A 25,850-nucleotide genomic window follows, 5' to 3' on the forward strand; every position below is an offset into this window, starting at 1 on the left:
TGGCGGCCGGGGCGCCGGCCGAGCGCTGACGCTCCCGATCGGCTCTTGGTGCGGTGGGCACCGCACGGGCCACGGTCGGCTGCTGGATGCGGCACCGCGTGCAACGGCCGGCGGGCACCGGACCAGGGAAGGTCAGGCGGCGGCCAGGGCGGGCAGCGTGGCGCCGAGCCGGCCGGTGGCCTCGTCGGCGACGGGCTTGAGGGCATCCAGGCCGAACCCTTGATCGTTCAGTGCCTGGCGAACGGCGGCAGTGGCGGCGTCGAAGTCGATCAGGTTTCTTGATACCCCACCGGGTATTCCCGCAGTGAGCGCGTTGCCGGACCAGGGGGCCTCCACCTGACAGGAATACCCCCCCAGGTATTCCTGTTAGGGTAAGTGTCGAATACCCCCAGGGGTACACCGTTTTCTTGTGGAGGAGCCGCAGTCGTGTTCTTCGTAGACACCTTGGAGTTCGAGGGGCTGGGCAACCGCAGCTACCTGGTCGGCGGGCCCGCGGCTGCGGTGGCTGTCGATCCGCCGCGCGACATCGACCAGGTGATCGCCGTCGCCGCCCGGCGCGGGGTGCGCATCGCCTACGTGGCGGAGACCCACGTGCACAACGACTACGTCACCGGCGGCCTGGAGCTGGCCCGCGTCACCGGCGCCTCCTACCTGGTTCCGGCCGCGGCGCATGTGTCCTTCGCCCGCACCCCGGTCGCCGATGGCGACACCGTGGACGTGGACGAGGGTCTGGTCCTGCGGGCGATCGCGACCCCCGGGCACACCCCGCACCACACCTCCTACGTCCTGGAGGAGGACGGGCGCGGTGTGGCGGCGTTCACCGGCGGGTCGCTGCTGATCGGCACGGTGGGCCGCCCCGACCTGGTCGAGCCGCGGCTGACCGAGCAGCTGGCCCGGGCCCAGCACGCCTCCGCCCACCGGCTGGCCGCCGAGCTGGACGACGAGGTGCCGGTGCTGCCCACCCACGGGTTCGGCAGCTTCTGCTCCTCCGCCCAGTCCGAGGGGGACGCGAGCACGATCGGCCAGGAGCGCAAGACCAACGACGCGCTCACCCTGGACGTGGACACCTTCGTCACGCAGATGCTGGCCGGGCTGGAGGACGTGCCCGCCTACTACGCGCACATGGGCCCGGCCAACGCCGCCGGCCCCGCCCCCATCGACCTCACCCCGCCGCGGCGTGCGGAAGCAGGCGAGATCGCCTCCCGGCTGGCCGCGGGGGAGTGGGTGGTGGACCTGCGCAGCCGCATGGCCTTCGCCGAGGGACACGTGGCCGGATCGTTCAACTTCGAGGGCGAGGGCAAACTCGCCACCTACCTGGCCTGGCTGATCCCGTGGGGCAAGCCCGTCACCCTCCTCGCCGACACCCCCGCGCAGATCGCCGACGCACAGCGGGAGCTGGCCCGGGTGGGCATCGACCGCCCGGCCGCCGCCGCCACCGGCGACCCAGCCACCTGGGTCCGCGCCGACGAACAGCTCGCCACCTTCCCGCGGGCCCGCTTCGCCGACCTCGCCCAGGTGCGCGAGCGTGGCGACGAGGTGGTGGTCCTGGATGTGCGCCGGGACTCGGAGCGCATGGGCGGCTACATCGACGGCTCGGTCCACATCCCGATCCACGAGCTGCACGGCCGCCTCGGCGAAGTACCGGACGGGACGGTGTGGGTGCACTGCGCGGGCGGGATGCGCGCGGCGATCGCCGCCTCCCTGCTCGACGCCGCCGGCCGCGATGTGGTCGCCGTCGACGACGGCTTCGACGCCGCGACGGATGCCGGGCTGTCCCTGACGTCCGACTGCTGATCTCAGCCGTTCCCCCTCGCAAGGAAGGAAGCGTGTGATGTTCCTCTTTCGCCGAAACGGGCCCCGCGTCACGGTCGACGAGGCGCGCAGCCGTACCAGCGGCGACCGGCCCGACGCGGTCCTGCTGGACGTCCGTGAGAAGCCCGAGTGGACCGCGGGCCACGCCCCGGTCGCTGTCCACGTACCGCTGACGAGACTGGTCGCCGGCGCCACCCTGCCCGCCGAGGCGCAGGGCCGTCCGCTGGTGGTGATCTGCCGCAGTGGTCACCGCTCCCAGCAGGCCGCGAAGCTCCTCACCGGACGCGGAGCGCAGGCGGTGGACGTCGAGGGCGGCATGAACGCGTGGGCCGCCGCCGGGCACCCGGTCGTCGACGAACGCGGGAACAGCGGTCGGATAGCGTGACCGTACTCGTTCTCGCCCTCATCGCCGGGGCCGTCACCGGTCTCGCCCTGGGAGCCCTCGGTGGCGGCGGCAGCGTCCTTGCCGTACCGGCACTGATCTACCTGCTCGGCTTCACCGCGGCCGCCGCCACCACCGCCAGCCTGATCATCGTTACCGCCACCTCCGCCACCGCCCTGTACGCCCACACCCGCGAGGGGAACGTGGCATGGAAGACAGGGGCGCTGTTCGCCGCGGCGGGCGTCGTCCCCGCCTTCCTCGCCGGCGCTGTCGCCGGACGCCTGCCCGAAGCAGTACTGACGGCGGCGTTCGCGGTCATCGCCGCGCTGGCCGCCCTGCGCATGCTGCGGCCGTCCGCGTCAAAGCCGCCGGAGCGGATCCGTCCCGGCAAGGCGGTCGGCGCGGGTGCCGGACTCGGTTCCGTCACGGGCTTTCTCGGCGTCGGCGGCGGCTTCCTCGTCGTGCCTGCCCTGGTGAGCGTCCTGGGACTGGCCATGCGCCGGGCGGTGGGCACCAGCCTGCTCGTCATCACGGTGAACTCACTCGCCGCCCTCGCCGCTCGCACCGGCACCACCGGCGGGCTCCACTGGGAGATCATCGGCCCCTTCACCGGAGCCGCGATCCTCGGCGCCTGGGACGGCAAACGCCTCGCGGCGAAGATCCCCGGCACCACGCTGCAGAAGGTCTTCGCCGGCGTCCTGCTGGCAGTAGCGGCCTTCATGCTTGCTGACGTGATTGTCTGAACACGAGGGCCGCCAACGGCTCGGGCCAGGACCAGGAGAGCCTCTCCAGCCAGCCGCGCATCCCAGGACAGGACTGCCTTCAGTCCGGCTCCCGCCAGATCAGCTCCAGCACACCCCGACACACAAGGATGACTCTGCCATGACCACCCCCACGGCCCTCGCCACCGACGAGGCGCGCACCCGCCTGCACGAACTGACCATCATCGACGTGCGCACCCCGGGCGAATACGCCGGCGGCCATCTCCCCGGCGCGCTCAACATCCCCCTCGACCAGATCCGGCGCGCGCTGCCCGACATCCGTCACGCCACCGACCGCGGCGACGTCCTGGTCGTCTGCGCCTCGGGCGCCCGCTCCGAGAACGCCTGCAAGATCCTCGCGGAGAACGGCATCACCGCCGTCACCCTGTCGGGAGGCACCGGCGCCTGGGCGGCCGACGGCCACGAGCTCCACCGCCCCCAGGGCGCATCCCGTGCCACCTGGGGAATGGAGCGGCAGGTAAGGCTCACCGCAGGAGTGATCGTGCTGCTCGGCCTGCTGCTCGGGCTTGTCGTCCACCCCGCCTTCCAGCTCATCTCCGCCGGCATCGCGGGCGGTCTGGTCTTCTCCGCCCTGACCGACACCTGCGGCATGGCCGCCATGCTCGCCAAGCTCCCCCACAACCGCCCTCGCGCCGCCGACCTCGACAACACGCTGGCCGCACTGCGCAACCGCTGAACATCACCACGAAGGGGAGGGACCCGGAGCCGGGTCCCTCCCCTTCGCATGCCCGGCCATGTGGTCACCCGCCCCGAACCGGGCGGGTGATCCGGCACCGCGGCACCACAGCTCAGGCCAGAGAAAGAAACAGCTTCTCCAGTCGAGTACGCATCTGCTCCCGGTCGCCGGAAGCAGCCATGTCCGCATCGGCCAGACAGTGCTGCAGCCCCGTGGCGATGATCGCGAAACCGGCCTTGTCCAGAGCCCTGGACGCTGCGGCGAGCTGGGTGACGACGTCCTCGCAGTCCCGCCCCTCCTCGATCATCTTGATCACACCGGCGATCTGACCCTGCGCCCGGCGCAGCCGGTTGACCACCGTCCTCAGCTCCTCAGCCGCCATCGCCAGTTCCACAACCCACACTCCTTCGAGATACCCCCTTGGGTATCCTACCGAAGGGGTAACCCCCGCCGGGCAAAGTGAAGATCCCCGCCGCTCCACCGACCGCCATAAGCCGTTCATGAATGGGGGTGTGGGGGCTTCGGACAGGGGCGAAAGTCTGCTGTGCCCCTTACGCTGGCTCGCATGGCCGCTTCCGAACCGCGTGACGCCGGTGTCACGCAGAGCCCTGCCCCGACGCCGGTCGCCGACGGTGGGGAGAGCGTGCTGAGCCGCTCCTATCGGGGGCTCAGTATCGGGATCGTCTCGGTCGTGCTGCTGATCGCGTTCGAGGCCATGGCGGTCGGTACGGCGATGCCGGTCGCGGCGCGTGAGCTGGACGGGATCCCGGTGTACGGCTTCGCGTTCTCGGCGTACTTCACGACCAGCCTGTTCGGGATGGTGCTGGCGGGTCAGTGGGCCGACCGGCGGGGGCCGTTGGGGGCGCTGACGGCGGGGATCGGTGCCTTAGCGGCCGGGCTCGTGCTGTCGGGGACGGCCGGCGCGATGTGGCTCTTCATCCTCGGACGGGCCGTGCAGGGCCTCGGCGGCGGGCTGGTGATCGTCGCGCTGTACGTCGTGGTCGGGCGCGCGTACCCGGAGCGGCTCCGGCCCTCGATCATGGCGGCGTTCGCGGCCGGTTGGGTCATCCCCTCCGTGGTCGGCCCCCTCGCGTCGGGCGCGGTGACGGAACAACTGGGCTGGCGGTGGGTGTTCCTGGGGATCCCCGCGCTGGTGGTCCTGCCGCTGGGGCTCGCACTGCCGCAGATACGACGGCGCGCTTCCGGGCCGGTCGCTTCGGCTTCCGGGCCGGATGCTTCGGCTTCCGGGCCGGTCGCTCCTCCTTCCGCCCCGGCTTCTGCGTCTGCTTCCGCCTCCGCCCCCTCCTTCGACCGCCGTCGGATCCGGCTCGCCTTCGGGATCTCGCTCGGGGCCGGGCTGTTGCAGTACGCGGCTCAGGATCCGCGGTGGTGGTCGCTGGTGCCGGCTGTCGTGGGGGTCGCGCTCCTCGTGCCGGCCGTGTCGGGGCTGCTGCCGAGGGGGACGTACCGGGCGGTGCGGGGCTGCCGGCGGTGGTGCTGCTGCGCGGGGTGGCGGCGGGCTCGTTCGTGGCGGCCGAGTCGTTCGTGCCGTTGATGCTGGTGACCCAGCGGGGGCTGTCGCCGACGCTCGCCGGGTTCTCGCTGGCGGCCGGCGGGGCGACCTGGGCGCTGGGGTCGTGGGTGCAGGCGCGGGCGCGGGTGGAGCCGTACCGGGAGCGGCTGATGACGGTGGGGATGGTGCTGGTGGCGGCGGCGATCACCACGCTGCCGGGTGTGCTGGTCGACTCCGTCCCGGTGTGGACCGTGGCCGTCGCCTGGGCGTTCGGGTGCTTCGGGATGGGGCTCGTGATCGCCTCGACCAGCGTGCTGTTGCTCCAGCTCTCCGCCCCGGAGGAGGCCGGCACCAACTCCGCGTCCCTCCAGATCTCCGACGGTCTGTCCAACGCGCTCCTCCTCGCGGCGGGCGGTGCCGCGTTCGCCGCGCTGGGCGGTGGCGCGGTCGGGCAGGGGGCCACCACGACCGCCGCCGCGTCCCACCCGGCCGCCTTCGTCGTGGTGTTCCTGCCGATGGCGGGGGTGGCGCTGGTGGGGGCTTGGGTGACCACGCGGTTGCGGGCCCGCTAGCTGGATCTGGTACCGATGTGACCCCACCCGGTGGTACGGCGCTCTCGACGAGGTCAAGGTCATTTCCGAGGCGCTGCGAGACCTGGCCGAGTAGCGATGTGACCTCGGTCCCATCCTTGGGCGGCCCGGCGGAATGAGCGCGTTGGCGCGACCGCCCCGCCGGTAGGGTGGCCCGGTTGTCATACGTAGCCGAGGTGTCCGCGTCGCTGCGCGAGCCACCCGGGCTGCCCGCCGAGCCGCTCGACCCCCACCGGAGACCGTGACTACCACCGCCACCTCCTCCTCGAACCACCACCTCTCGCCCGCCTTCCCCGGCCGTGCCCCCTGGGGTACCGCCAGCAAGCTGCGTGCCTGGCAGCAGGGGGCGATGGAGAAGTACATCCAGGAGCAGCCGCGGGACTTCCTCGCGGTCGCGACCCCGGGCGCCGGTAAGACGACCTTCGCGCTGACGCTCGCGTCCTGGCTGCTGCACCACCACGTCGTCCAGCAGGTGACGGTCGTGGCCCCCACCGAGCACCTGAAGAAGCAGTGGGCCGAGGCAGCGGCGCGGATAGGGATCAAGCTCGACCCCGAGTACAGCGCGGGGCCGCTCAGCAAGGAGTACGACGGGGTCGCGGTCACCTACGCGGGTGTGGGCGTACGGCCCATGCTGCACCGCAACCGCAGCGAGCAGCGCAAGACCCTGGTGATCCTCGACGAGATCCACCACGCCGGTGACAGCAAGTCCTGGGGCGAGGCCTGCCTGGAGGCGTTCGAGCCGGCCACCCGCCGGCTCGCGCTCACCGGTACGCCCTTCCGGTCCGACACCAACCCCATCCCCTTCGTCACGTACGAGGAGGGGACGGACGGCATCCGGCGCTCCTCCGCCGACTACACCTACGGCTACGGCAACGCCCTCGCCGACAACGTCGTGCGGCCCGTCATCTTCCTCTCCTACAGCGGCAACATGCGCTGGCGCACCAAGGCGGGCGACGAGATCGCCGCGCGCCTCGGCGAACCCATGACCAAGGACGCGGTCAGCCAGGCCTGGCGTACGGCGCTCGATCCGCGCGGCGAGTGGATGCCGAGCGTGCTGCGCGCCGCCGACCAGCGGCTCACCGAGGTCAGGAAGGCCATCCCGGACGCCGGCGCCCTCGTCATCGCCACCGACCAGGACTCCGCCCGCGCCTACGCCAAGCTGATCCGGGAGATCACGGGGACGAGCGCGACGGTCGTCCTGTCCGACGATTCCGGTGCCTCGGACCGTATCGACGAGTTCAGTCGCAACACCGACCGGTGGATGGTCGCCGTGCGCATGGTGTCCGAGGGCGTCGACGTGCCCCGGCTGGCCGTCGGGGTCTACGCCACCACCATCTCCACCCCGCTGTTCTTCGCCCAGGCCGTGGGCCGGTTCGTACGGTCCCGGCGGCGCGGCGAGACCGCGTCCGTGTTCCTGCCGACCGTGCCCGACCTGCTCACCTTCGCCAACGAGATGGAGGTCGAGCGGGACCACGCCCTCGACAAGCCGAAGAAGGGGGGCGAGGAGGACCCGTACGCCGAGGAGGACAAGCTCCTCGCGGAGGCGGAGAAGCAGCAGGACGAGGACACCGGCGAGCAGGACATGCTGCCCTTCGAGGCGCTGGAATCCGACGCCGTGTTCGACCGGGTCATGTACAACGGGGCCGAGTTCGGTATGCAGGCCCACCCGGGGAGCGAGGAGGAGCAGGACTACCTCGGGATCCCGGGGCTCCTCGAACCCGACCAGGTGCAGCTGCTGCTCCAGAAGCGGCAGGCGCGGCAGATCGCGCACAGCCGCAAGAAGCCGGACGCCGAGGCCGACCTGGTGGAGCTGCCGGCCGACCGGCGGCCCGTGGTCACCCACAAGGAACTCCTCGAACTGCGGAAACAGCTCAACGGCATGGTCGGCGCGTACTCCCACCAGAGCGGCAAGCCGCACGGGGTCATCCACACCGAGGTACGGCGGGTGTGCGGCGGACCGCCGAGCGCCGAGGCCACGGCGGGGCAGCTGCGCCAGCGGATCGCCAAGGTGCAGGAGTGGGCGACCCGGATGAAGTGACGCGGCGAGCGCGCTCCGGGGGAGGAGTCGGGAGGGTGCCGCCCGGGCGCGCACCGAGTGGGCGCCCCGGCTTGCGCACTGAGCGGCGCTCCCGGGGGGCGTGCGCCTGTCCTGCGGGGTGTGTGACGTGCTTCGTGCGCCCGTACATTTCGCGACAAAGCGAAGTAGTCCGTACCGGTCACTGACCGGATTCTGGACGGAGTCTTCCGCTCAGCGAACCGGCTCGTCTACTGTCCCGCTACGCACACGCCCCGTGGCAGCGCCGCCGCGGAGCGCAGCCGTGAAGCGACTCCGCCCGGATCATCCGGGTTCAGCCGATCGGCGGCCTCTGTAGCGCGTCGCCGAACGGGACCGGTGACGCATCAGCCGTGACAGGGGTCGCCGCCCTCACCCAAGAAGGAGTGGGCGTCGTGACCGCGGAGACCTCTCAGACGCTTGATCGGGGACTGCGCGTCCTCAAGCTGCTCGCCGACACCGACCACGGGCTGACCGTCACCGAACTGTCCAACAAGCTCGGGGTCAACCGGACCGTCGTCTACCGCCTGCTCGCCACCCTGGAGCAGCACTCCCTCGTCCGCCGTGACCTGGGCGGACGTGCCCGGGTGGGGCTGGGGGTGCTGCGGCTCGGGCGGCAGGTGCACCCGTTGGTGCGGGAGGCCGCGCTGCCCGCGCTGCGGTCGCTGGCCGAGGACATAGGGGCGACCGCCCACCTCACACTCGTCGACGGCACCGAGGCGCTGGCCGTCGCCGTCGTCGAGCCGACGTGGACGGACTACCACGTGGCGTACCGGGCCGGCCCGGCACTCGCTGGACCGGGGGCCGCGGGGCGGGCCATCCTGTCGGGGCGGCAGCAGCCGGGGACTGGCCGGGGTACGCGCTCACGCACGGCGAGCTGGAGGCCGGGGCGAGCGGGGCCGCCGCCCCGCTGCTCGGGGTGACGGGCGTCGAGGGCAGCGTGGGCGTGGTGATGCTGGCCGACGCGGTGCCGGAGCGGGTCGGCCCGCGGGTGATGGACGCGGCCCGGGAAGTGGCCGACGCGCTTCGGTGACGTGACGCCCTTTCGGTGACTGGCACGTCCTCCGGTGACGCGCACGCCCTTCGGCGGTCCCTAGGGCAGTCGGTTCAGCCAGTTCAGCACGTGTGCGGTGAAGGTGTCCGGCTGCTCCATGTTCACGTAGTGTCCGGCGCCCTCGACGGTGACGGCGTGGCCCTTCGCGGCGACCGTGGTGACCAGGCGTTCGGCCATGGCGATGAGGTCGGGAGCGTCCAGGGCGCCGTTGACGGCGAGGGTGGGGACCGTGATCGTGGCGGCGCGGGCCCAGGTGTCCGTGACCGGCACGTGCCAGTCCCGCTCGCCGACGGTGTGCTTGAGGGCGGTGGCGCGGCTCATCTCCCGTACTCGCCGGACGATGTCGGGGTCCACGTCGTCGACCTCGCGGTGTGGACCGGCGACCGCCTCGGCGACCACTTCGAGCCAGCCCTCCAGGTCGCCTGACATCAGCGTGCCGTAGTACCGGGCGACGCTGTCCTTGGTCCAGGGATCGGTGTACTCGGGCTCGCTGGTGCCCACGCCGCTGACGACGAGGGCGCGTACCAGGTCGGGATGTTCCAGTGCCGTGTCGACCGCCGTGCCGCCGCCCATCGACATGCCGACCAGGATCGCCGGGCCCGTGTCCAGGTGGCGCAGCAGCGCGGCGAGGTCGTCGGCGAAGCGGAACGGCTTGCTCGCGTTGGCGGAGGCGCCGTGCCCTCGCGCGTCCGGGGCGACGACCCGGTGACCGGCCGCCGTCAGCGCGGGTACCAGGTCCCGCCACATGGTGTGGTCCGTGAAGCCGCCGTGCAGCAGGACGAGCGGGGTGCCGGAGCCGGTGTCCAGGTAGGCGAGGGGACCGTCGTCGGACGGGAACGTGTGCGGGCGGACCTGCGAGGCATCAGTCATGACAACCAAGGTGTCATGTTGGCGAGAGGATGACAACCCAGTTGTCATTCTGCGGAGTGGTGGGGGCGTGGAAGACAATGAGCCCGTGACAGGGACCAATGAGCCGCTGCCGCCCGACGCGCTCGCCGGGCGGCTGTCCGAGGTGTTCGCCGTCCTGGGGCCCCTCTACCGGAGGACGACCCGCGCGCTGGAGCTGAAGGAACGGAAGGAGGGGTTCCCCGTCGGCGTACGCGCGGTCCTGGAGCTGTTGCGCATGGCCGAGCGGCCGATGACCGTGCCGCAGATGGGGCGCACACTGGCGCTGAGCAGGCAGTTCGTGCAGCGGATGGTCAACGAGGCGGCCGGGCGGGAACTCGTCGAGGCCATCCCCAACCCGGCCCACCAGCGCTCCTCCCTGATCCGGCTGACCGACACCGGCCGTACGGCCATCGACGCGCTGGTCGCCCGGGAGAGCGCGCTGCTGAAACAGGCCGGAGGCGATCTGACGGCGGCCGACGTCGACTCCTGCGTACGGGTGCTGACGCAGCTCCTCGAACTCTTCGAGGACGTGGACGTCAACTGATGGCTGGGCTCGCCCACTCGCCCGGAACCACGTTGGCCGCCCGTCGCGGGCCCGAGGGGGACCACCGCCCCCTGGCCGGAAGTACCCCTCGCGTTAGATTGGCTCCGTGCTCTCTCGTCTCTCCAGTCTTTCGCGTCCCGTCGCCGTAGCCGTGAGCTCCCTGCCGGTGGTGGGGCTGCTCGTCACGGTGGCGTTCGCACCGTTGCCGTTCTCCGTGGCGCAGCCGGGGATGACGGCGAACGTGCTCGGTGAGAACAAGGGCGAGCCGGTGATCACGATCAGCGGCGCCCAGGCCCGGAAGACCAGCGGCCAGCTGCGGATGACGACGATCGAGGCGACGGGACCGGACGCCCGGGTCGGCCTCGGTGACGTGCTCGACGGCTGGTTCCGCAGCGACCAGGCCGTCATGCCCCGCGAAGCGGTCTACCCCAGTGGTGACACCACCGAGGAGATCCAGGAGCACAACGCGGCCGAGATGAAGGAGTCCCAGGACACCGCCACCGAGGCCGCGCTCGCCTACCTCGGCGAGGACTCCGGTGACATCGAGGTCACCCTGCGGCTCGCCGACGTCGGCGGCCCCAGCGCGGGCCTGCTCTTCTCCCTCGGCATCGTCGACAAGCTCGACGGCGACGGCAGCGGCGGCGACCTCACGGGCGGCCGGGTCATCGCCGGTACGGGGACCATCGACACCGCCGGCAAGGTGGGCGCGGTCGGCGGGGTCGCCCTCAAGACCCAGGCCGCCCGGCGTGACGGCGCCACCGTGTTCCTGGTCCCCAAGGCCGAGTGCGCCGACGCGAAAGCCGAACTGCCCAAGGGGCTGCGGCTCATCCCGGTGACGACCCTGAAGGGCGCGGTGGGCTCCCTCGTCGCGCTGGAGACGGGCAAGGGGTCCGTACCCAGCTGCTGACGGCGGCCCTTTCAAGCCCTCAGGCCGTTCATGCCGGCCATGTCAGTCATGCCGGTCAGGCCCTCAGGTCGTCGTCTCCCGAGGTCCGTCCGTCGGTGCGTTCGCGGAGCGCCTCCTGCTCCACCAACGGGATGATCCGCAGCGGAACGGGGTTCTCCATCACGATCGCCGTGGCGGCCCGGACGATGCCGTCGATACCGACGACCCGGTCGATCACCCGCTGGAGATCGGCGTTCGAACGGGCCACCAGCCGGCACAGCATGTCCCCGCTGCCCGTCGTCGTGTGCAGTTCCAGCACCTCCGGCACGGTCGCCAGGTGCGCCCGTACGTCCGCGCCCTGCCCCTGCCGGATCTGCAGGGTCGCGAACGCCGTGACCGGGTAGCCGAGCGCCGCCGGGTCCACCTCGGGGCCGAAGCCGCGGATGACGCCGTTCGACTGGAGCCGGTCGAGCCGGGCCTGCACCGTGCCCCGCGCGACCCCCAGCCGCCGCGACATCTCCAGCACCCCGATCCGGGGCTCGCGCGCGAGCAGGACGATCAGCCGCCCGTCCAGATGATCGATCGCCACCAGACCTCCCGGGGTGGGCATGCTGTGCGGAACGCGCCGCCCGACGCGCCTGCCGCTGAGCAGATTGTCCAACGGACCCGCCAACTGTTGCACACCTTGTGGGCGCGGAGGACGCTGCGGTCATGGCAGCCACCTCCGCGCACACCCACGGCTCGCACGACGTCCCGCGCACCGCACGGCAGGCTGATCCCTTCCCGGTCAAGGGAATGGACGCGGTCGTCTTCGCGGTGGGCAACGCCAAGCAGGCCGCCCACTACTACTCCACGGCCTTCGGCATGCGCCTCGTCGCCTACGCCGGCCCCGAGACCGGCAGCCGCGAGACGGCGAGCTACGTCCTGGAGAACGGCTCGGCCCGGTTCGTCCTCACCTCGGTCGTCAAACCCGCCACCACCTGGGGCCACTTCCTCGCCGAGCACGTCGCCGAGCACGGCGACGGCGTGGTCGACCTCGCCATCGAGGTCCCGGACGCCCGCCGCGCGTACGCCTACGCCGTCGAACACGGCGCGCGTTCCGTAGCCGAGCCGTACGAGGTGAAGGACGAGCACGGCACGGTCGTGCTGGCCGCGATCGCCACGTACGGCACGACCCGGCACACCCTCGTCGAGCGCACCGGCTACGACGGGCCGTACCTCCCCGGGTACGTCGCCGCCGAGCCCCTCGTCGAGCCGCCCGCCCAGCGCACGTTCCAGGCCATCGACCACTGCGTGGGCAACGTCGAGCTCGGGCGCATGGACGAGTGGGTGGAGTTCTACAACCGGGTCATGGGCTTCACCAACATGAAGGAGTTCGTGGGGGACGACATCGCCACCGAGTACAGCGCGCTGATGTCGAAGGTCGTGGCGGACGGCACGCTCAAGGTCAAGTTCCCCATCAACGAGCCCGCCATCGCCAAGAAGAAGTCCCAGATCGACGAGTACCTGGAGTTCTACGGCGGCGCGGGGGTCCAGCACATCGCGCTCAACACGAACGACATCGTGCGGACGGTACGGACGATGCGGGCGGCGGGGGTCGAGTTCCTCGCCACGCCCGACTCGTACTACGACACGCTGGGGGAGTGGGTCGGGGAGACCAGAGTGCCTGTCGACACCCTGCGTGAACTCAGGATCCTGGCGGACCGGGACGAGGACGGGTACCTGCTGCAGATCTTCACCAAGCCGGTCCAGGACCGGCCGACGGTCTTCTTCGAGATCATCGAGCGGCATGGGTCGATGGGGTTCGGCAAGGGCAACTTCAAGGCGCTGTTCGAGGCGATCGAGAGGGAGCAGGAGAGAAGGGGCAACTTGTAGGTCGGGCGCTTGATAGCTCGGGGGGTGCGGTGCGTGGGCGGGTGCGGCTCGGTGGGGCTTCTCGCGCAGTACCCCGCGCCCCTAGGGCGTGTTTCGGAAGTCCCTTCTGCTCTGCGACGCCCGGCACGCTCCCCCGGTCTCGGCTGGCGCTCGACCGGGAGGTACCCCCACCGCCGCACCGGACGAAAGGCCAAGTACACCCAGTACGAGGCCTTTCGTCCGGCGCGCCGAGAGCACGCACCGGACGCCGCAGAGCCGCCCTTCGGGCGACGAAGGGACTTCCGAAACACGCCCTAGAAGACCAGGCCCCTGCGGGCCTGAAGCGCGGCGGGGCCGCGGGATGAAAAGCACGGGGCGCAGCCCCTGCTTTTCAGGGGCGCGGGAAACTGCGCGAGAAGCCCACCGGAGCCGCACCCGCCCACGCACTCGCCCACGCACCCGAACCCCCCCCGTTACGCGAACCGCCCACCCTCCCCGACATACGGATTCAACCGCCGCGCTCCTCCAGATGCCGCCGCCCCGCCGCCTCCAACCCCACCGCCCGCTCGATCACCCCCGGTGATACGCGTAGGCCACTCCGTACCTCCCCACCCCGCGCCCGATCCGTCGCCCGCCGTGCGAACCGCAGTGCCTCCCCGTCCCGCCCGGCCCGGTGCAACGCCCACCCCAGCGCGTCGGCCACCCGTAGCCCCGGTTGCCGCTCCCACTCCGCCCGCAGCACCCGCACCGCCTCCGCCGGATCCCCGTGGTCCGCCTCCAGCGTCCCGAGGACGAGCGACTCGTCCACCCCGGCCGCGGCGGACCGCGCCACCAACGCCCGCACCACGCCCCACTGCTTCCGAGTCTCCCTCGGCCGCCCCAGCGACTCGTACAACTCCCCCAGACGCAGGGCGACTTCGGCGGACGGCCGCCGCGCCAGTGCCGCCCGGTACGCCCGTACCCCCTCCGCCGTACGCCCCAGCGCGACCAGCGCCCGCGCCCGGCACGCCCCGGCCTCGGGTTCACCCGCGGCGGAGGCGGACCCGCCGGCCTCGCAGTACCGCAACGACTGCTCCGCGTCCCCGCTCCCAGGCCAGTTCCCCGGCCCGTACCCACCACGCCGCCCCCGCGGCCGACGGGCCCGCCGCCGAGGTCTCGGCTGCCGCCGCGTCCGAGAGCGCCGCCGCCGCGTCCTCACGCGCCCCTGGTCCCAGGAGACCCGCGCGGCCCGCGCCCTGGCCGCCGGCCCGGAGTCGACGGCGAGCATCCTGTCCCGGGTCGCGCGGGCGGCCTTGTACCGGCCGAGCCCGTCGTACGCGTCGATGAGCAGGGCGTACGAGGTCCAGCGCCCCGGCGCCACCCGGACGGCCTCCTCGCCCCACCGCTCCGCCGCCCGGAAGTCACGGCGGGCCACCGCGAGGGCGGTGAGGCCTTCGAGGGCGTCCGCGTTGCCGCCCGGCCGGAGCCGCAGCGAGGTGCGCAGGGCGCGTTCGGCCCGGGGGTAGTCGGTGACGCCACCGGTCCGGCGGGCCCGCTCGACGTACGCCACGCCGAGCACCGCCCAGGAGACGTGGTCCCCGGACGGGCCCGCACCCGGGCCTCCCGCTCCCGCACGGTCGCCACCACGTCGGGCAGCGCGGTGGCACCCGGCGGACAAGCGGGCGGGCACCCCGGCAGCCGCGACGGCCCCGGCCCGCCGGCCCTCGGCCCCGGCCGCCCCACGACCCGCGCCTCCCGACCGCCGCCCACTTCACCCGCGTCACCCCGCCCGGCGGCACCACCATCAGCACACCCCGGGCACGAAACGCCCGACGACGGCCGCCACCACGCCTCCACCGCGCCGCCGGACCCGTCCCCACGCCTGCCCCCGGTCGGCCATCCACCCCGGCCACGGCACCGAACGCACCGCCCGCCCGCACCAGCAGCCCGACCCGCCCGCTCCTCGTTCTCCTCAGACATGCCGTCACTGTGCGTCAATACGACGACCACATTCGGCACCCGAACGCTCGCGCCGACGGGTTCACACCGATGGCCGCGAGTGCGAACCTGTGATCATGAGCCGTATCCAAGCCCCGCCCGACGAGACGACCGGCAACCTCGTCGACCGACTGCTCAGCGGCCTGCCGCCGGAGGCGGTCCTCGTCGACCCGGACGTCACCACCTCCTACGCGAACGACATGGCGAGCTTCTGCGAGGCCGGTGTCCCGGCGGTCGTCGTCCTGCCCCGGACCGTCGAACAGGTGCAGCACGTCATGCGCACCGCCACCGAACTGCGCGTCCCGGTGGTCCCGCAGGGCGCCCGCACCGGCCTGTCCGGCGGCGCCAACGCCGCCGAGGGCTGCATCGTGCTGTCCCTGACGAAGATGGACCGCATCCTGGAGATCAACCCGGTCGACCGCATCGCCGTCGTCGAACCCGGTGTCGTCAACGCCGCCCTCTCCCGCGCGGTCGACGAGCACGGCCTCTCCTACCCGCCGGACCCCTCCAGCTGGGAGACGTGCACCATCGGCGGCAACATCGGCACGGCCTCCGGCGGCCTGTGCTGTGTGAAGTACGGGGTGACCGCCGAGTACGTCCTCGGCCTGGACGTCGTGCTCGCCGACGGCCGGCTGATGTCCACCGGCAGGCGCACCGCGAAGGGCGTCGCCGGTTACGACCTCACGCGGCTCTTCGTCGGCTCCGAGGGCTCGCTCGGCATCGTCGTCCGCGCGACCCTCGCCCTCAAGCCGCGGCCGCCCCAGCAGCTGGTGCTGGCGGCGGAGTTCGCGTCGGCGGCCGCCGCCTGCGACGCGGTGTGCCGGATCATGGCCGGCGGACACGTCCCCTCACTGCTCGAACTCATGGACCGTACGACGGTGAAGGCCGTCAACGACCTGGCGCACATGGGACTGCCGGAGACCACCGAGGCGCTGCTGCTCGCCGCCTTCGACACCCCGGACCCGGCCGCCGACCTCGCCGCCGTCGGCGCGCTGTGCGAGGCCGCGGGCGCCACCCAGGTCGTCCCGGCGGACGACGCGGCGGAGTCCGAACTGCTGCTCCAGGCAAGGCGGTTGTCGCTCACCGCGCTGGAGGCGGTGAAGGGCACGACGATGATCGACGACGTGTGCGTGCCGCGCTCCAGGCTCGGCGAACTGCTCGACGGCGTCGACCGCATCGCCGAGAAGTACGACCTGACCATCGGGGTCTGCGCACACGCCGGCGACGGCAACACGCACCCCACCGTCTGCTTCGACGCGGCAGACCCCGACGAGTCCCGGCGCGCCCGCGAGTCCTTCGACGAGATCATGGCCCTCGGTCTGGAACTCGGCGGCACGATCACCGGCGAGCACGGAGTGGGCATCCTCAAGAAGGAATGGCTGGCCCGGGAGATCGGCCCGGTGGGCATGGAGATGCAGCGGGCGGTGAAGTCCGTCTTCGACCCGCTGAACATCCTCAACCCGGGCAAGCTGTTCTGACGTCCGTGTTCCCGAGGCACGCGCCTCACTGGGCGAGGAGTTCGGCCAGGCCGTCGTCGATGCCCAGCCTGTCGAACTCCGAGCCCGGCGGGACCATCCGCAGGGTCCGCTCCAGCCAGGCCGACACCGCGGCCACCGGTGCTTCGAGCAGGGCGTCCCCGTCCGGCGAGCTGAGCGCCATCAGGACGACGCCGCGGCCCGACACCTTCGTCGGCCACACCCGCACGTCCCCGTGCCCGCACGGCCGGAACACCCCCTCGACCAGCAGCTCCCGCGCGAACGTCCAGTGCACCGGCCGGTCGGAGTTGACGTGGAAGGTGATGTGGACGGCGTACGGGTCGTCGCCGCGGTAGACCAGCTTGGCCGGCACGGGGATGCTGCGCTCGGGCGACAGGACGAGTCTGAGCTCCAGTTCGCGCTCCACGACGGTGTGCCGCATGGTGATCGTTCCTCTCTCGTAGAGGGCTCCGTGAGCGGGCCCGTACGAGTGAGAGGGGCGTGGCCCCCGAAGCATTACGCGGGTTCGCGAAACTCTTTTCCGACGAGTCCACCGACCGCCCGCGGACGCCCATGCCGCCCGCTCCGCCGTAGCAGATCCGTGCGCGAATGGGGCGGGTCCGGAGGCAGCGGTCATGGACCGGGCCGACGTCTGGTAGATCTGGATGCCTCCACCCGACCCACGAGCAGATACGGGACGACGGACATGAGCGCCCCAACCCCGGCCCCCGGCGACGACAGGCCCCGCGAAGGGTATTACCCGGACCCGTCCATTCCTGGATATGTCCGGTACTGGAACGGCGCGGCCTGGGTGCCGGGTACGAGCCGTCCGGCGCCCTCGGACGGTGACCCGCTCGCCCCGCCGCCCGGCTCCGGCTCGTCCGGCGCCGTGGAGGAGACGGGCCCGCACTTCTTCGACGAGGACCCCGTGGGCGACGGCGGCGCGGCGCGGTCGGCCGCCGACAGCGCCCTGCACGGCTCCCGCCCCGAGCCCGCCTCCGCATGGGGCGCCGACCGCTCCCGGCAGACCGGCTTCGGCGGCGACAACGACCGTCGGGTGTCCTGGGGTTCCGCCCGCGGCGCCGACCCCCGCCTCTCCCTCACGGCCGGCCCGGGGGACACGGGCGGCGCCGCCGACGGCTCCGCCGTCCCGGCCGCGCCCGTCGGCTCCCCGGGCTACGGCGACCCCGGGCGGACGGCGAGCACGGACGGCACGGCGACCATCCCGCCGGCGGACGCCGAGGACGAGGACGGGGCCACACCCGGCACGGTGGTCTTCCGGCGCCCGGCCGCCTCCGGGCGCCCGGAGGCGGCCGAGAGCGCGGAACCCGCTCCGTCGGACGGCACCATGACGTTCCGTCCGTCCTCGCCCGCGGGGCAGCAGGACGGGGCCGCCCCGTGGCCCCGCCGCCTTCGGCGCGCCCCTGACCCCGGCCCAGGTCGCCGCCCAGCAGGCCCTGGGGCTCGCCCCCAGTCCTCGTCGCCCTCATCGGCGCCGTCCGGTCCTCAGCAGGGCCCGCAGACGCCGCCCGCCGCGCAGGACCCGTCGGTGCCGCAGCAGGGTCCGCGGCCTGGCCCAGCGGTCCCGGCGGCGGCATCCGCCCAGGCCTCGGCTCCCTCGGCCACTGCTCCGGCGGCCCCGGCCGCCCCTGCCGTCCCGAGCCCGCAGCAGCCCCGTTCGGTGGCGCATTCCCACCGGCCCCGCAGTCCCGCAGGCGGCCCCGTCCCCGAACCTCGCGCCGGGTGCGCCCCGCAGTCCACCACCCCGCAGTCCGCCGACACCCCGATGGCCGTGGGCCTCGGCGGCGGGCAGCCCTCCTGGGCCCAGCAGGTGCATCAGCTTGCCGGGGGCGACGGGGAGCAGCCGGTCGCGCCGTGGAAGCCGGTCGTCGAGGACCCCTTCCAGGCGGCCGCGCGGCGGCAGGCCGAGGCCAGACCGGCGGGGCTCGGCAGACGGCTGGCGGCCCGGCTGGTGGACAGCCTGGTCGTCGGCGGGGTCACGGCCGTGGCCGCCGTGCCGTTCGGCACCAAGGCGGTCGACCACGTCGAAGAGAAGATCGACGAGGCCAGGCTCTCCGGCGAGCGGGTCACCGTCTGGCTGGTCGACGGCACGACCTCCGTCTACCTGGGCATCATCCTGGGCGTCCTGTTCCTGGTCAGCGCCCTCTACGAGGTGCTGCCCACCGCCAAGTGGGGCCGCACCCTCGGCAAGAGGGTGTTCGGCATCGAGGTCAGGGACATCGAGGGCCACGAGCCACCGTCCTTCATGGGCTCACTGCGGCGCTGGCTCGTCCACACCGTCTCCGGGCTGCTGGGCATCGGTGTGATCGGCGTGCTGTGGTGCGTGTGGGACAAGCCGTGGCGCCAGTGCTGGCACGACAAGGCGGCCCACACGTTCGTGGCGGGCGACTAGTAGACTGTCGCGGCTAGTTTTTGGGATAGAGGTGGCGCAGTTTGATGCGTGCGTCGTGGGTGGTGAACTGCCAGTTCACCTGACGCTGGTCGGTGTTGGTGGCGTTCTGCCAGGCTGAGAGTTCGGTGTTGAGGGTGTCGAGGTCGCTGATCCGGCGGTCGAGGCATTGCCGGGTCAGTGCGGAGAGTTCGATCTCGGCGATGTTGAGCCATGACCCGTGCTTGGGCGTGTGGTGGATCTCGAGGCGTTGGGCCAGGGCGAATGCCTCTTCGGGTTCGAACGCCTCGTACAACGAGGCGATGTTGTGGGTGTTGAGGTTGTCCATCACCAGCACCACGGTCTCGGCGTCGGGGTAGTCCACGCTCAGTAACTGTTTGACCTGGTAGGCCCAGTCGATCCGGGTCCGCCGGGACAGTGCCTGAACGCGACGCCACCCGCGCAGGGGTTCGACCCACACGAAGATCGAGGACGTGCCGCAGCGGATGTACTCGCTGTCCTGGCGGGCGTCGTGACCAGGGCGGGCCGGGAGTGGGTCGCGGGCATCGCCGAGGAGCTGGTAGGGCTTCTCGTCCATGCACACCACCGGACGTGCCGGGTCGTAGGGCCGGGCATAGACGGCCAGCACGTCTTCCATCCGGGCCGCGAACTCCGCGTTCGCCCGGGGTGGGATGGTCCAGCACTTTCTCAGGTGAGGGCGCAGTTCCGTTTTTTTAAGACCCGCCCGATGGTGGAGTGGTCCAGATCGGGGATGTCCTCGGCCAGCGCGACATGTTTCTCCAGCAGCCGCAGCGACCACCGGGTATGGCCCTGGGGTGGCTGTGAGCACGCCATCGCGATCAGCCGGGCTTCGACCTCGCCGGTCACCGGCGAGGGCACCGGTGGGAGGTCGCGCTTCTTCCGCGCGATCGTGGCGTGCACATCGCCACCGGTCTCGGCGAAACGCTTGGCGACCAGCCGTAACGTCTCACCGGAGACGCCGAGCCGGGCCGCGATCACCGCCTTGGGATCCACGTCTCCCACCGAGGTGTCCAGTGCTAGCAGTACACGCGCACGCATGATCATCGAGGCCCCACGAACACCCGTGGTGGTCACCCGGACCAACTCCTCACGATCCTGCGGTGTCAACCTGACCGGCCGCTTCTTCTGTGAACCCATGACGACAGTCCTGTCCGGCAAAAGGGAAGGAGGAACCCACCAGACACCAGCCTCCCAACCAGACACGCCACAACTAAGCAGCGACGCACTACTAGGGCGTGTTTCGGAAGTACCTTCTGCTCTGCGACGCCCGGCACGCTCCCCCGGTCTCGGCTGGCGCTCGACCGGGAGGTACCCCCACCGCCGCACCGGACGCCGCAGAGCCGCCCTTCGGGCGACGAAGGGACTTCCGAAACACGCCCTAGCCGGGGGCCACCCCAGGCCCTGGCCTCCCCGCCGGAGCCGTACTCCGGACGGCCCCGTGCCGGATGCGGAGGCGGGGGGTTCGCGGTCGACTCGGGCCATGAGTACCGAACCGCCGCCCTTCGGCTCCGGTCAGTCCCCGGACGACGACCCGTTCAGGAAGCAGCAGCCCCCGCCGCGGCAGGGCGGCGGCTCCCCGTACGACCCGCCGCCCCAGCAGCCGCCGTCCGGGGGAGGCGCCGGGCAACCGCCCTACGGCAGTCAGCCGCCGCCCTACGGCGACCAGCCGCCTCCCCCCGGCGGCGGCCCCTACGGCGGCGGTCCCTACGGCGGTGACCCCTACGGCGGCGGGCCGTACTCCAACGACCCGCTGTCCGGCATGCCGCCGCTCGCCGACAGCGGGAAGCGGGTGCTCGCGCGGATCCTCGACATGATCCTGGTGGGGATCGTGGTGGGGCTGCTCGCCTGGGCGTTCCGGATCAGCCAGTACACCGTGGACTCGGACGACTTCGAGTTCGGCAAGTCCCTGGTCCAGGAGGCGCTGGCGGCGGTCCTCTACATCGCCTACGACACGTACTTCACCGTCCGGAACGGCCAGACCCTCGGCAAGAAGCTGCTGCGCCTGCGGGTGGCGAACCTCAACGACGGCTCCACGCCCTCCGTGCAGACCGCGCTGACGCGCGCGGCCGTGCTGTGGATCCCCTTCGCATTCTGCTGCGCCTGCATCTGGACGGCGATCGCGGGCGGCTGGAGCTTCTTCGACAAGCCCTACAAGCAGGGCCTGCACGACAAGGCGGCCAAGACGGTGGTGGTCAGCACCGGTTGAGCGGCGCGAGCGGGCACGGGGGGCGCACGACGACGGCGGGTCCGTGGACCACGGGCCCGCCGAAGCGTTTCATCAAGCTTGTCACCGAATGCCGGTTCAGGAACCCATTCGCTCGTGCACGGGCTCCCGTACGGACTCGGACCGCGCGGTCACCCGGCTTCGGGCCGGGGTGGCGGCGGAGATCCTGGAGCGTGCCGCGGGGCGGGCGGAGGCGCCTGGCGCGGACTTGGGCAGCGGCACCGTCAGCGCGACGAGCAGGCCCAGGGCCAGGGCGGACAGCGCGATCACCGCGATGCCCGCGCCGGAACTCGTCTGTGACAGCAGCAGCATGGCGAGGGTGGACAAGATCACGGTGCAGGAGCCGTAGGCGAGCTGTGCGGTCGTCGGACGAGGCATGGCAATCGTGTCCTCGGGTGGGAATCAAAGGTGAAGCAGTGCAGTCGGCTTGGCTTCTACCGACCTCCGGCGTTCCGCCAATCGACTCTATTCGCCAGGGTGCCCGAGTGGAACGACGGGTAAGCGTGACCTGACACACGGTGCCGGGTGCACAGGGGGCGCACGGATTCATGGGGTCCGGCAAGTGGACGCATATGCGCGCCGGTTCGAGAGGCGGACGAGAGGGCGGGCGAGCGGTGGACGAGCGGCGGACGGCCGCACGCGTAACGACCGGATAACGAACAAGCGCTTCCCCTGGACGCCGATAATCCACTTGACCTGACCAAGTCAAGATCTGTTTTTTCAGTCGAAACTCCGGTCGAATGGCGCCACTTGACTACACGCGTATACCGCGCGCGGACTCCTCCACGATCGGGGCCATCCCCCTTCCGCGCGAACGGTACGCGGGGGAGGAACTCAAGTGACCAGTAGACCCTGGACGTACAGAGCGGCGGCGATCGGTGTCGCGGTCGCCACGGCGGCGGCGACCATGTCCGCGTTCACCGTGGCGCAGGCCGCGGACACCGCTCCGGCGGCGTCCGCCGACCGGCACGACCCGGCGGACCACGAGCACGCCGACGACCACGACCTCGAAGGCCCCCTGAGCAAGACCCAGGAGGCCCAGCGCGAGGAGGCCCTGCAGCAGGTCATATCCGGCGACGCCACGGTCAAGGACCGCGACGGCTCGCAGGTCGTGCAGCTGAAGAGCAAGAAGGGCAAGAGCAAGTACGTCGAGCTCGGCCGCGAGAAGACCGACAAGATCTTCACGATCCTGGTCGAGTTCGGCGACGAGATCGACAGCCGCTACGGCGGCACCCCCGGCCCGCTGCACAACCAGATAGCGAAGCCGGACCGCACCCAGGACAACTCCACGGCCTGGCAGGCGGACTACGACCAGAAGCACTTCCAGGACCTGTACTTCGGCACCGGCAAGAAGACCGAGTCGATGAAGAAGTACTACGAGAAGCAGTCCTCGGGCCGCTACTCGATCGAGGGCGAGGTCTCGGACTGGGTCAAGGTCCCCTACAACGAGGCCCGCTACGGCAACAACGCCTGCGGCCAGAGCACCTGCTCCAGCGTGTGGAACGTGGTCAGCGACGGTCTCACGTCCTGGGTCGCCCAGCAGAAGGCAGCGGGGCGCACCGACGCGGAGATCAAGGCGGACGTCGCCGAGTTCGACCAGTGGGACCGTTACGACTTCGACGGCGACGGCGACTTCAACGAGTCCGACGGCTACATCGACCACTTCCAGATCGTGCACGCCGGTGAGGACGAGTCCGCGGGCGGCGGCGCGCAGGGCGAGGACGCCATCTGGGCGCACCGCTGGTACGCGTTCGGCTCGGACGCCGGCGCGACGGGCCCCGAGGGCAACAAGCTCGGCGGCGCCAAGATCGGTGACACCGGCATCTGGGTCGGCGACTACACCATCCAGCCGGAGAACGGCGGACTCGGTGTCTTCGCCCACGAGTACGGCCACGACCTCGGTCTGCCGGACCACTACGACACCCAGGGCGGCGACAACTCCACCGGCTTCTGGACCCTGATGTCCTCCGGTTCCTGGCTCGGCACCGGCAAGGAGGCCATCGGCGACCTCCCCGGCGACATGACCGCCTGGGACAAGCTCCAGCTCGGCTGGCTCAACTACGACACGGCGAAGGCCGCGACGAAGTCGAAGCACAAGCTGGGTGTGGCGGAGTACAACACCAAGGACAAGCAGGCCCTCGTGGTCGAGCTGCCGAAGAAGAAGGTCACCACCGAGATCGTCGAGCCCGCGCAGGGGTCGGCCCAGTGGTGGAGCGGCAGCGGTGACAACCTCGCCAACACGCTCACCCGTTCGGTGGACCTCACGGGCAAGTCCTCGGCCGCGCTGACCCTGGACGGCTGGTACGACATCGAGGCCGAGTACGACTACCTCTACACCGAGGTGTCGACCGACGGCGGCGCCAACTGGACCGCCGTCGACGGCACGGTGGACGGCACGGCGATCCCGCGCGACGCCAGCGGCAAGCCCGCGCTGACCGGCTCCTCCGCCGCGTACAAGAAGCTGTCGTACTCCCTGGACGCCTACGCGGGCCAGAAGTTCGACCTCCGCTTCCGCTACCAGACCGACGGCGGTGTGGCGCCGAAGGGCTTCGCGGCCGACTCGATCACGGTGACCGCCGACGGTTCCGCCGTCTTCTCGGACGACGCGGAGAGCGCGGACGCGGCCTGGACCGCCAAGGGCTTCTCCCGCATCGGCGCGTCGATCACGGACGACTACGCGCAGTACTACATCGCCGAGAACCGTCAGTACGTGTCGTACGACAAGACGCTGAAGGTCGGCCCGTACAACTTCGGCTTCTCGACCACGCGTCCGTCCTGGGTGGAGCACTTCCCGTACCAGAACGGTCTGTTGATCTGGAAGTGGGACACCTCGCAGGCGGACAACAACACCAGCGTGCACCCCGGTACGGGTCTGCTCCTGCCGGTCGACTCGCACCCGGCGGCGCTGAAGTGGGCCGACGGCACGGTGATGCGCAGCCGGATCCAGTCCTACGACTCGCCCTTCAGCCTCTACCGCACGGACGGTCTGAAGCTGCACAAGGCGGACGTGCTGACGAGGATCCCGTCGTCGAAGGGTGTGTCCACGTTCAACGACCGGACCCACACCTACTACGACGAGGCGACCCCGCTCGCCGGTGTCAAGATCACTGACACCAACACCAAGATCAAGATCGTCAAGGAGGCCAAGGACGGCTCCACGATCTCGGTCCAGGTGGGCCCCGCGGTGAAGTAAACAGCATTTGCGCAGGTCAGAGCATGTCCGGCCGTGGCCCTCTTGGCGGGTCGCGGCCGGACGTGTTTAGGTGCGGGGTGTGGTCTTCTTATTGACACCGACATCGACTCTGACGCTCACGGGGGTGTGACCTGCATGGCCGCAGGAGGTTTCTGCAAACTGCCGGACGGCAATGTCGTCGTCGCCCTGAACCTGCCGGGGGCGCAGGCGCCGGGCACGCCGGGCACCAGCTGGGCCCCGGTGGACGACGGCTCCGTACGGGTCCTGGTCCTCGCCGCGAACCGGGCCCGGGCCCTGACCCGGCTCCGCAATCTGGGCATGCGAGCGGTCTACCTCCGCGGCAACGCGGCGCCTCCGACCCTGGACGAGATCACGGCCGTCCTGCACCACCCGGACGGCCTCATATGGCGCACGTCCCCGGTGTGCCCGGCCTCCACGACCCCGGAGCTGTGGCACCCGATCAGAGCGCTCCTGAGGAGGCCGACGGTACGGGTGTGACCGCCGCCGCCGACCGCAGTGAGGCCGACGGCATCTCACGGCCACGCTCCGCCGGCGGGGCACCACGGCCACGGTCGTCCCCTGGGGTTCCTCGGCCACTCCTGTCCGCCGCAGCGGTGATCAGCCACGACGGTGGATCTCGGCGGTGCCGGGCCGGCCGGTGGCCGCGACGTCACCCGGCGAGGGAGCGGCACCCGTCGACGGCCGGGCCCGGGAGCGGACCGACCGCTACACCACCGGCTTGCCCGACAGCTCCACGCCCGCCTCGCGCAGCTCCTCCAGGGCGCGCTCGGTCGTCTCCTCGGCCACTCCGGCCGTCAGGTCCAGGAGGACCTGGGTGCGGAAGCCCTCGCGGGCGGCGTCCAGGGCGGTGGCGCGCACGCAGTGGTCCGTGGCGATGCCGACGACGTCGACCTCGGTGATGTCACGGGCCCGGAGCCAGTCGGCGAGGGACGCGCCGTTCTCGTCGGCGCCCTCGAAACCGCTGTACGCCGCCGCGTACGCCCCCTTGTCGAACACGGCGTCCACCGCGCCGGAGGCGATCGCCGGGGCGAAGTTCGGGTGGAAACCCACCCCCTCCGTACCGGCGACACAGTGCGCCGGCCAGGAGTGCGCGTAGTCGGGGTTGTCGGAGAAGTGGCCACCGGGGGCGATGTGGTGGTCACGGGTGGCCACCACATGCTGGTAGCCGGGGCCGGCCGCCTGGCCGATCAGCTCGGTGATGGCGGCGGCCACATCGGCACCGCCGGCCACCGCGAGGCTGCCCCCCTCGCAGAAGTCGTTCTGCACGTCGACGACGATCAAGGCGCGGCGCATGGTGTCGGTGTCCTTACGACTCTTCGGTTCTCGGGTGTGGGGTGAGTGCGGGTCACGGGTGCGATGGGAAACTGCGAACTTCCGAGCCTAGAGACTTCGAGAGCTGTTCGGGAGGGGGCATCCGGCGCTCGCCCGATGCGCGGGCCGGAGCACGGGCCCACCACGCGGGCGCCAGGGGGCTCGCAAAGAGAGCGCACCGGAC

25 protein-coding genes and 1 pseudogene are annotated in these 25,850 nt (G+C 71.5%); 16 read left to right on the forward strand and 10 right to left on the reverse strand.

The features are described 5' to 3' along the window. Nucleotides 1-132 precede the first annotated feature (132 nt). Nucleotides 133-336 (reverse strand): hypothetical protein, encoded by a 204-nt coding sequence (locus E4N62_RS00455; protein ID WP_230211425.1) that lies wholly within the window; start codon nucleotides 334-336, stop codon nucleotides 133-135. Between the two features lie 90 nt (nucleotides 337-426). On the opposite strand from E4N62_RS00455, the gene E4N62_RS00460 reads away from it, so the two are divergent. The 4 genes from E4N62_RS00460 to E4N62_RS00475 all read left to right on the forward strand — a co-directional run bounded on the left by E4N62_RS00460 (nucleotide 427) and on the right by E4N62_RS00475 (nucleotide 3,652). Further along, nucleotides 427-1,794: a rhodanese-like domain-containing protein gene (locus E4N62_RS00460; protein WP_230211426.1), complete on the forward strand. Its 1,368-nt coding sequence runs from the start codon at nucleotides 427-429 to the stop codon at nucleotides 1,792-1,794. Between the two features lie 37 nt (nucleotides 1,795-1,831). Further along, nucleotides 1,832-2,197 (forward strand): rhodanese-like domain-containing protein, encoded by a 366-nt coding sequence (locus tag E4N62_RS00465; protein ID WP_230211427.1) that lies wholly within the window; start codon nucleotides 1,832-1,834, stop codon nucleotides 2,195-2,197. Further along, nucleotides 2,194-2,937: a sulfite exporter TauE/SafE family protein gene (locus E4N62_RS00470; protein ID WP_230211428.1), complete on the forward strand. Its 744-nt coding sequence runs from the start codon at nucleotides 2,194-2,196 to the stop codon at nucleotides 2,935-2,937. The genes E4N62_RS00465 and E4N62_RS00470 overlap by 4 nt, the downstream gene beginning before the upstream one ends. Before the next feature lie 139 nt (nucleotides 2,938-3,076). Continuing rightward, nucleotides 3,077-3,652: a rhodanese-like domain-containing protein gene (locus tag E4N62_RS00475; protein WP_230211429.1), complete on the forward strand. Its 576-nt coding sequence runs from the start codon at nucleotides 3,077-3,079 to the stop codon at nucleotides 3,650-3,652. A 112-nt stretch (nucleotides 3,653-3,764) separates the two neighbouring features. On the opposite strand, the gene E4N62_RS00480 is transcribed toward E4N62_RS00475, so the two are convergent. Continuing rightward, nucleotides 3,765-4,046 carry a metal-sensitive transcriptional regulator gene (locus E4N62_RS00480; protein WP_230211430.1) on the reverse strand — a complete coding sequence of 94 codons (282 nt, stop codon included), beginning with the start codon at nucleotides 4,044-4,046 and terminating at the stop codon, nucleotides 3,765-3,767. Nucleotides 4,047-4,217: 171 nt separating this feature from the next. Here E4N62_RS00480 and E4N62_RS00485 point away from each other — a divergent pair, with 171 nt between their 5' ends. The 4 genes and pseudogenes from E4N62_RS00485 to E4N62_RS00495 all read left to right on the forward strand — a co-directional run bounded on the left by E4N62_RS00485 (nucleotide 4,218) and on the right by E4N62_RS00495 (nucleotide 8,841). Beyond that, nucleotides 4,218-5,207, forward strand: a complete 990-nt coding sequence (locus tag E4N62_RS00485; protein WP_374116894.1) for an MFS transporter — start codon at nucleotides 4,218-4,220, stop codon at nucleotides 5,205-5,207. Further along, nucleotides 5,144-5,737, forward strand: a complete 594-nt coding sequence (locus tag E4N62_RS49185; RefSeq protein ID WP_374116895.1) for a hypothetical protein — start codon at nucleotides 5,144-5,146, stop codon at nucleotides 5,735-5,737. The genes E4N62_RS00485 and E4N62_RS49185 overlap by 64 nt, the downstream gene beginning before the upstream one ends. A gap of 259 nt (nucleotides 5,738-5,996) precedes the next feature. Continuing rightward, nucleotides 5,997-7,793: a DEAD/DEAH box helicase gene (locus E4N62_RS00490; RefSeq protein ID WP_230211431.1), complete on the forward strand. Its 1,797-nt coding sequence runs from the start codon at nucleotides 5,997-5,999 to the stop codon at nucleotides 7,791-7,793. A gap of 410 nt (nucleotides 7,794-8,203) precedes the next feature. Next, nucleotides 8,204-8,841: pseudogene (locus E4N62_RS00495) on the forward strand (IclR family transcriptional regulator). Nucleotides 8,842-8,901: 60 nt separating this feature from the next. Here E4N62_RS00495 and E4N62_RS00500 read toward each other — a convergent pair. After that, entirely contained in the window at nucleotides 8,902-9,732 is an 831-nt protein-coding gene (locus E4N62_RS00500) for an alpha/beta fold hydrolase (protein WP_230211432.1), read from the reverse strand. An 85-nt stretch (nucleotides 9,733-9,817) separates the two neighbouring features. Here E4N62_RS00500 and E4N62_RS00505 point away from each other — a divergent pair, with 85 nt between their 5' ends. Together E4N62_RS00505 and E4N62_RS00510 are read left to right on the forward strand one after the other, a co-directional pair. Next, nucleotides 9,818-10,294, forward strand: coding sequence for a MarR family winged helix-turn-helix transcriptional regulator (locus E4N62_RS00505; protein WP_230211433.1), 477 nt, complete (start codon nucleotides 9,818-9,820; stop codon nucleotides 10,292-10,294). Between the two features lie 106 nt (nucleotides 10,295-10,400). After that, nucleotides 10,401-11,201: a S16 family serine protease gene (locus tag E4N62_RS00510; RefSeq protein ID WP_230211434.1), complete on the forward strand. Its 801-nt coding sequence runs from the start codon at nucleotides 10,401-10,403 to the stop codon at nucleotides 11,199-11,201. 55 nt (nucleotides 11,202-11,256) lie between these two features. On the opposite strand, the gene E4N62_RS00515 is transcribed toward E4N62_RS00510, so the two are convergent. Further along, on the reverse strand, nucleotides 11,257-11,769 hold the full coding sequence (locus E4N62_RS00515; RefSeq protein WP_184898463.1) for an Lrp/AsnC family transcriptional regulator: 513 nt from the start codon (nucleotides 11,767-11,769) through the stop codon (nucleotides 11,257-11,259). A gap of 122 nt (nucleotides 11,770-11,891) precedes the next feature. Here E4N62_RS00515 and hppD point away from each other — a divergent pair, with 122 nt between their 5' ends. Next, nucleotides 11,892-13,055, forward strand: a complete 1,164-nt coding sequence (gene hppD / locus E4N62_RS00520; protein ID WP_230211435.1) for a 4-hydroxyphenylpyruvate dioxygenase — start codon at nucleotides 11,892-11,894, stop codon at nucleotides 13,053-13,055. A gap of 487 nt (nucleotides 13,056-13,542) precedes the next feature. Here the strand turns inward: hppD and E4N62_RS00525 are convergent, their stop codons facing one another. Beyond that, nucleotides 13,543-14,583, reverse strand: a complete 1,041-nt coding sequence (locus E4N62_RS00525; protein WP_230211436.1) for a tetratricopeptide repeat protein — start codon at nucleotides 14,581-14,583, stop codon at nucleotides 13,543-13,545. Nucleotides 14,584-15,082: 499 nt separating this feature from the next. Here E4N62_RS00525 and E4N62_RS00530 point away from each other — a divergent pair, with 499 nt between their 5' ends. Next, complete coding sequence (locus tag E4N62_RS00530) at nucleotides 15,083-16,489, forward strand: FAD-binding oxidoreductase (RefSeq protein ID WP_230211437.1); 1,407 nt, start codon at nucleotides 15,083-15,085, stop codon at nucleotides 16,487-16,489. Nucleotides 16,490-16,514: 25 nt separating this feature from the next. Here the strand turns inward: E4N62_RS00530 and E4N62_RS00535 are convergent, their stop codons facing one another. Beyond that, nucleotides 16,515-16,928 carry an SsgA family sporulation/cell division regulator gene (locus tag E4N62_RS00535; RefSeq protein ID WP_230211438.1) on the reverse strand — a complete coding sequence of 138 codons (414 nt, stop codon included), beginning with the start codon at nucleotides 16,926-16,928 and terminating at the stop codon, nucleotides 16,515-16,517. A gap of 264 nt (nucleotides 16,929-17,192) precedes the next feature. Here E4N62_RS00535 and E4N62_RS00540 point away from each other — a divergent pair, with 264 nt between their 5' ends. Beyond that, on the forward strand, nucleotides 17,193-18,899 hold the full coding sequence (locus E4N62_RS00540) for an RDD family protein (RefSeq protein ID WP_230211439.1): 1,707 nt from the start codon (nucleotides 17,193-17,195) through the stop codon (nucleotides 18,897-18,899). A 13-nt stretch (nucleotides 18,900-18,912) separates the two neighbouring features. Here the strand turns inward: E4N62_RS00540 and E4N62_RS00545 are convergent, their stop codons facing one another. Together E4N62_RS00545 and E4N62_RS00550 are read right to left on the reverse strand one after the other, a co-directional pair. Next, the gene (locus tag E4N62_RS00545; RefSeq protein ID WP_230211440.1) at nucleotides 18,913-19,695 is read right to left on the reverse strand and encodes an IS630 family transposase; all 783 of its coding nucleotides are present in this window, start codon (nucleotides 19,693-19,695) and stop codon (nucleotides 18,913-18,915) included. Further along, on the reverse strand, nucleotides 19,584-20,054 hold the full coding sequence (locus E4N62_RS00550; protein ID WP_230211441.1) for a helix-turn-helix domain-containing protein: 471 nt from the start codon (nucleotides 20,052-20,054) through the stop codon (nucleotides 19,584-19,586). Before E4N62_RS00550 ends, E4N62_RS00545 begins: the two co-directional genes overlap by 112 nt. A gap of 343 nt (nucleotides 20,055-20,397) precedes the next feature. Here E4N62_RS00550 and E4N62_RS00555 point away from each other — a divergent pair, with 343 nt between their 5' ends. Continuing rightward, entirely contained in the window at nucleotides 20,398-21,123 is a 726-nt protein-coding gene (locus tag E4N62_RS00555; protein WP_230211442.1) for an RDD family protein, read from the forward strand. 96 nt (nucleotides 21,124-21,219) lie between these two features. On the opposite strand, the gene E4N62_RS00560 is transcribed toward E4N62_RS00555, so the two are convergent. Further along, complete coding sequence (locus tag E4N62_RS00560) at nucleotides 21,220-21,519, reverse strand: hypothetical protein (protein WP_230211443.1); 300 nt, start codon at nucleotides 21,517-21,519, stop codon at nucleotides 21,220-21,222. Between the two features lie 460 nt (nucleotides 21,520-21,979). On the opposite strand from E4N62_RS00560, the gene E4N62_RS00565 reads away from it, so the two are divergent. Together E4N62_RS00565 and E4N62_RS00570 are read left to right on the forward strand one after the other, a co-directional pair. Next, a complete protein-coding gene (locus tag E4N62_RS00565; protein WP_230211444.1) occupies nucleotides 21,980-24,334 on the forward strand; it encodes an immune inhibitor A domain-containing protein in 2,355 nt (784 codons plus the stop codon). A gap of 135 nt (nucleotides 24,335-24,469) precedes the next feature. Then, the gene (locus E4N62_RS00570) at nucleotides 24,470-24,832 is read left to right on the forward strand and encodes a hypothetical protein (protein ID WP_230211445.1); all 363 of its coding nucleotides are present in this window, start codon (nucleotides 24,470-24,472) and stop codon (nucleotides 24,830-24,832) included. 228 nt (nucleotides 24,833-25,060) lie between these two features. Here E4N62_RS00570 and E4N62_RS00575 read toward each other — a convergent pair whose 3' ends face one another. Next, nucleotides 25,061-25,648 (reverse strand): isochorismatase family protein, encoded by a 588-nt coding sequence (locus E4N62_RS00575; RefSeq protein ID WP_215455762.1) that lies wholly within the window; start codon nucleotides 25,646-25,648, stop codon nucleotides 25,061-25,063. Nucleotides 25,649-25,850 lie beyond the last annotated feature (202 nt).

The sequence above is a fragment of the Streptomyces sp. MNU76 genome, from assembly GCF_020982545.1.
Lineage (GTDB): Bacteria > Actinomycetota > Actinomycetes > Streptomycetales > Streptomycetaceae > Streptomyces.

Coding starts and splice junctions, on each gene's coding strand:
- E4N62_RS00560 (WP_230211443.1), bottom strand. CDS start 21,519: ATGCCTCGTCCGACGACCGCACAGCTCGCCTACGGCTCCTGCACCGTG.
- E4N62_RS00485 (WP_374116894.1), top strand. CDS start 4,218: ATGGCCGCTTCCGAACCGCGTGACGCCGGTGTCACGCAGAGCCCTGCC.
- hppD (WP_230211435.1), top strand. CDS start 11,892: ATGGCAGCCACCTCCGCGCACACCCACGGCTCGCACGACGTCCCGCGC.
- E4N62_RS00540 (WP_230211439.1), top strand. CDS start 17,193: ATGAGCGCCCCAACCCCGGCCCCCGGCGACGACAGGCCCCGCGAAGGG.
- E4N62_RS00465 (WP_230211427.1), top strand. CDS start 1,832: ATGTTCCTCTTTCGCCGAAACGGGCCCCGCGTCACGGTCGACGAGGCG.
- E4N62_RS00500 (WP_230211432.1), bottom strand. CDS start 9,732: ATGACTGATGCCTCGCAGGTCCGCCCGCACACGTTCCCGTCCGACGAC.
- E4N62_RS00555 (WP_230211442.1), top strand. CDS start 20,398: ATGAGTACCGAACCGCCGCCCTTCGGCTCCGGTCAGTCCCCGGACGAC.
- E4N62_RS00535 (WP_230211438.1), bottom strand. CDS start 16,928: ATGCGGCACACCGTCGTGGAGCGCGAACTGGAGCTCAGACTCGTCCTG.
- E4N62_RS00550 (WP_230211441.1), bottom strand. CDS start 20,054: ATGGGTTCACAGAAGAAGCGGCCGGTCAGGTTGACACCGCAGGATCGT.
- E4N62_RS00570 (WP_230211445.1), top strand. CDS start 24,470: ATGGCCGCAGGAGGTTTCTGCAAACTGCCGGACGGCAATGTCGTCGTC.
- E4N62_RS00475 (WP_230211429.1), top strand. CDS start 3,077: ATGACCACCCCCACGGCCCTCGCCACCGACGAGGCGCGCACCCGCCTG.
- E4N62_RS00575 (WP_215455762.1), bottom strand. CDS start 25,648: ATGCGCCGCGCCTTGATCGTCGTCGACGTGCAGAACGACTTCTGCGAG.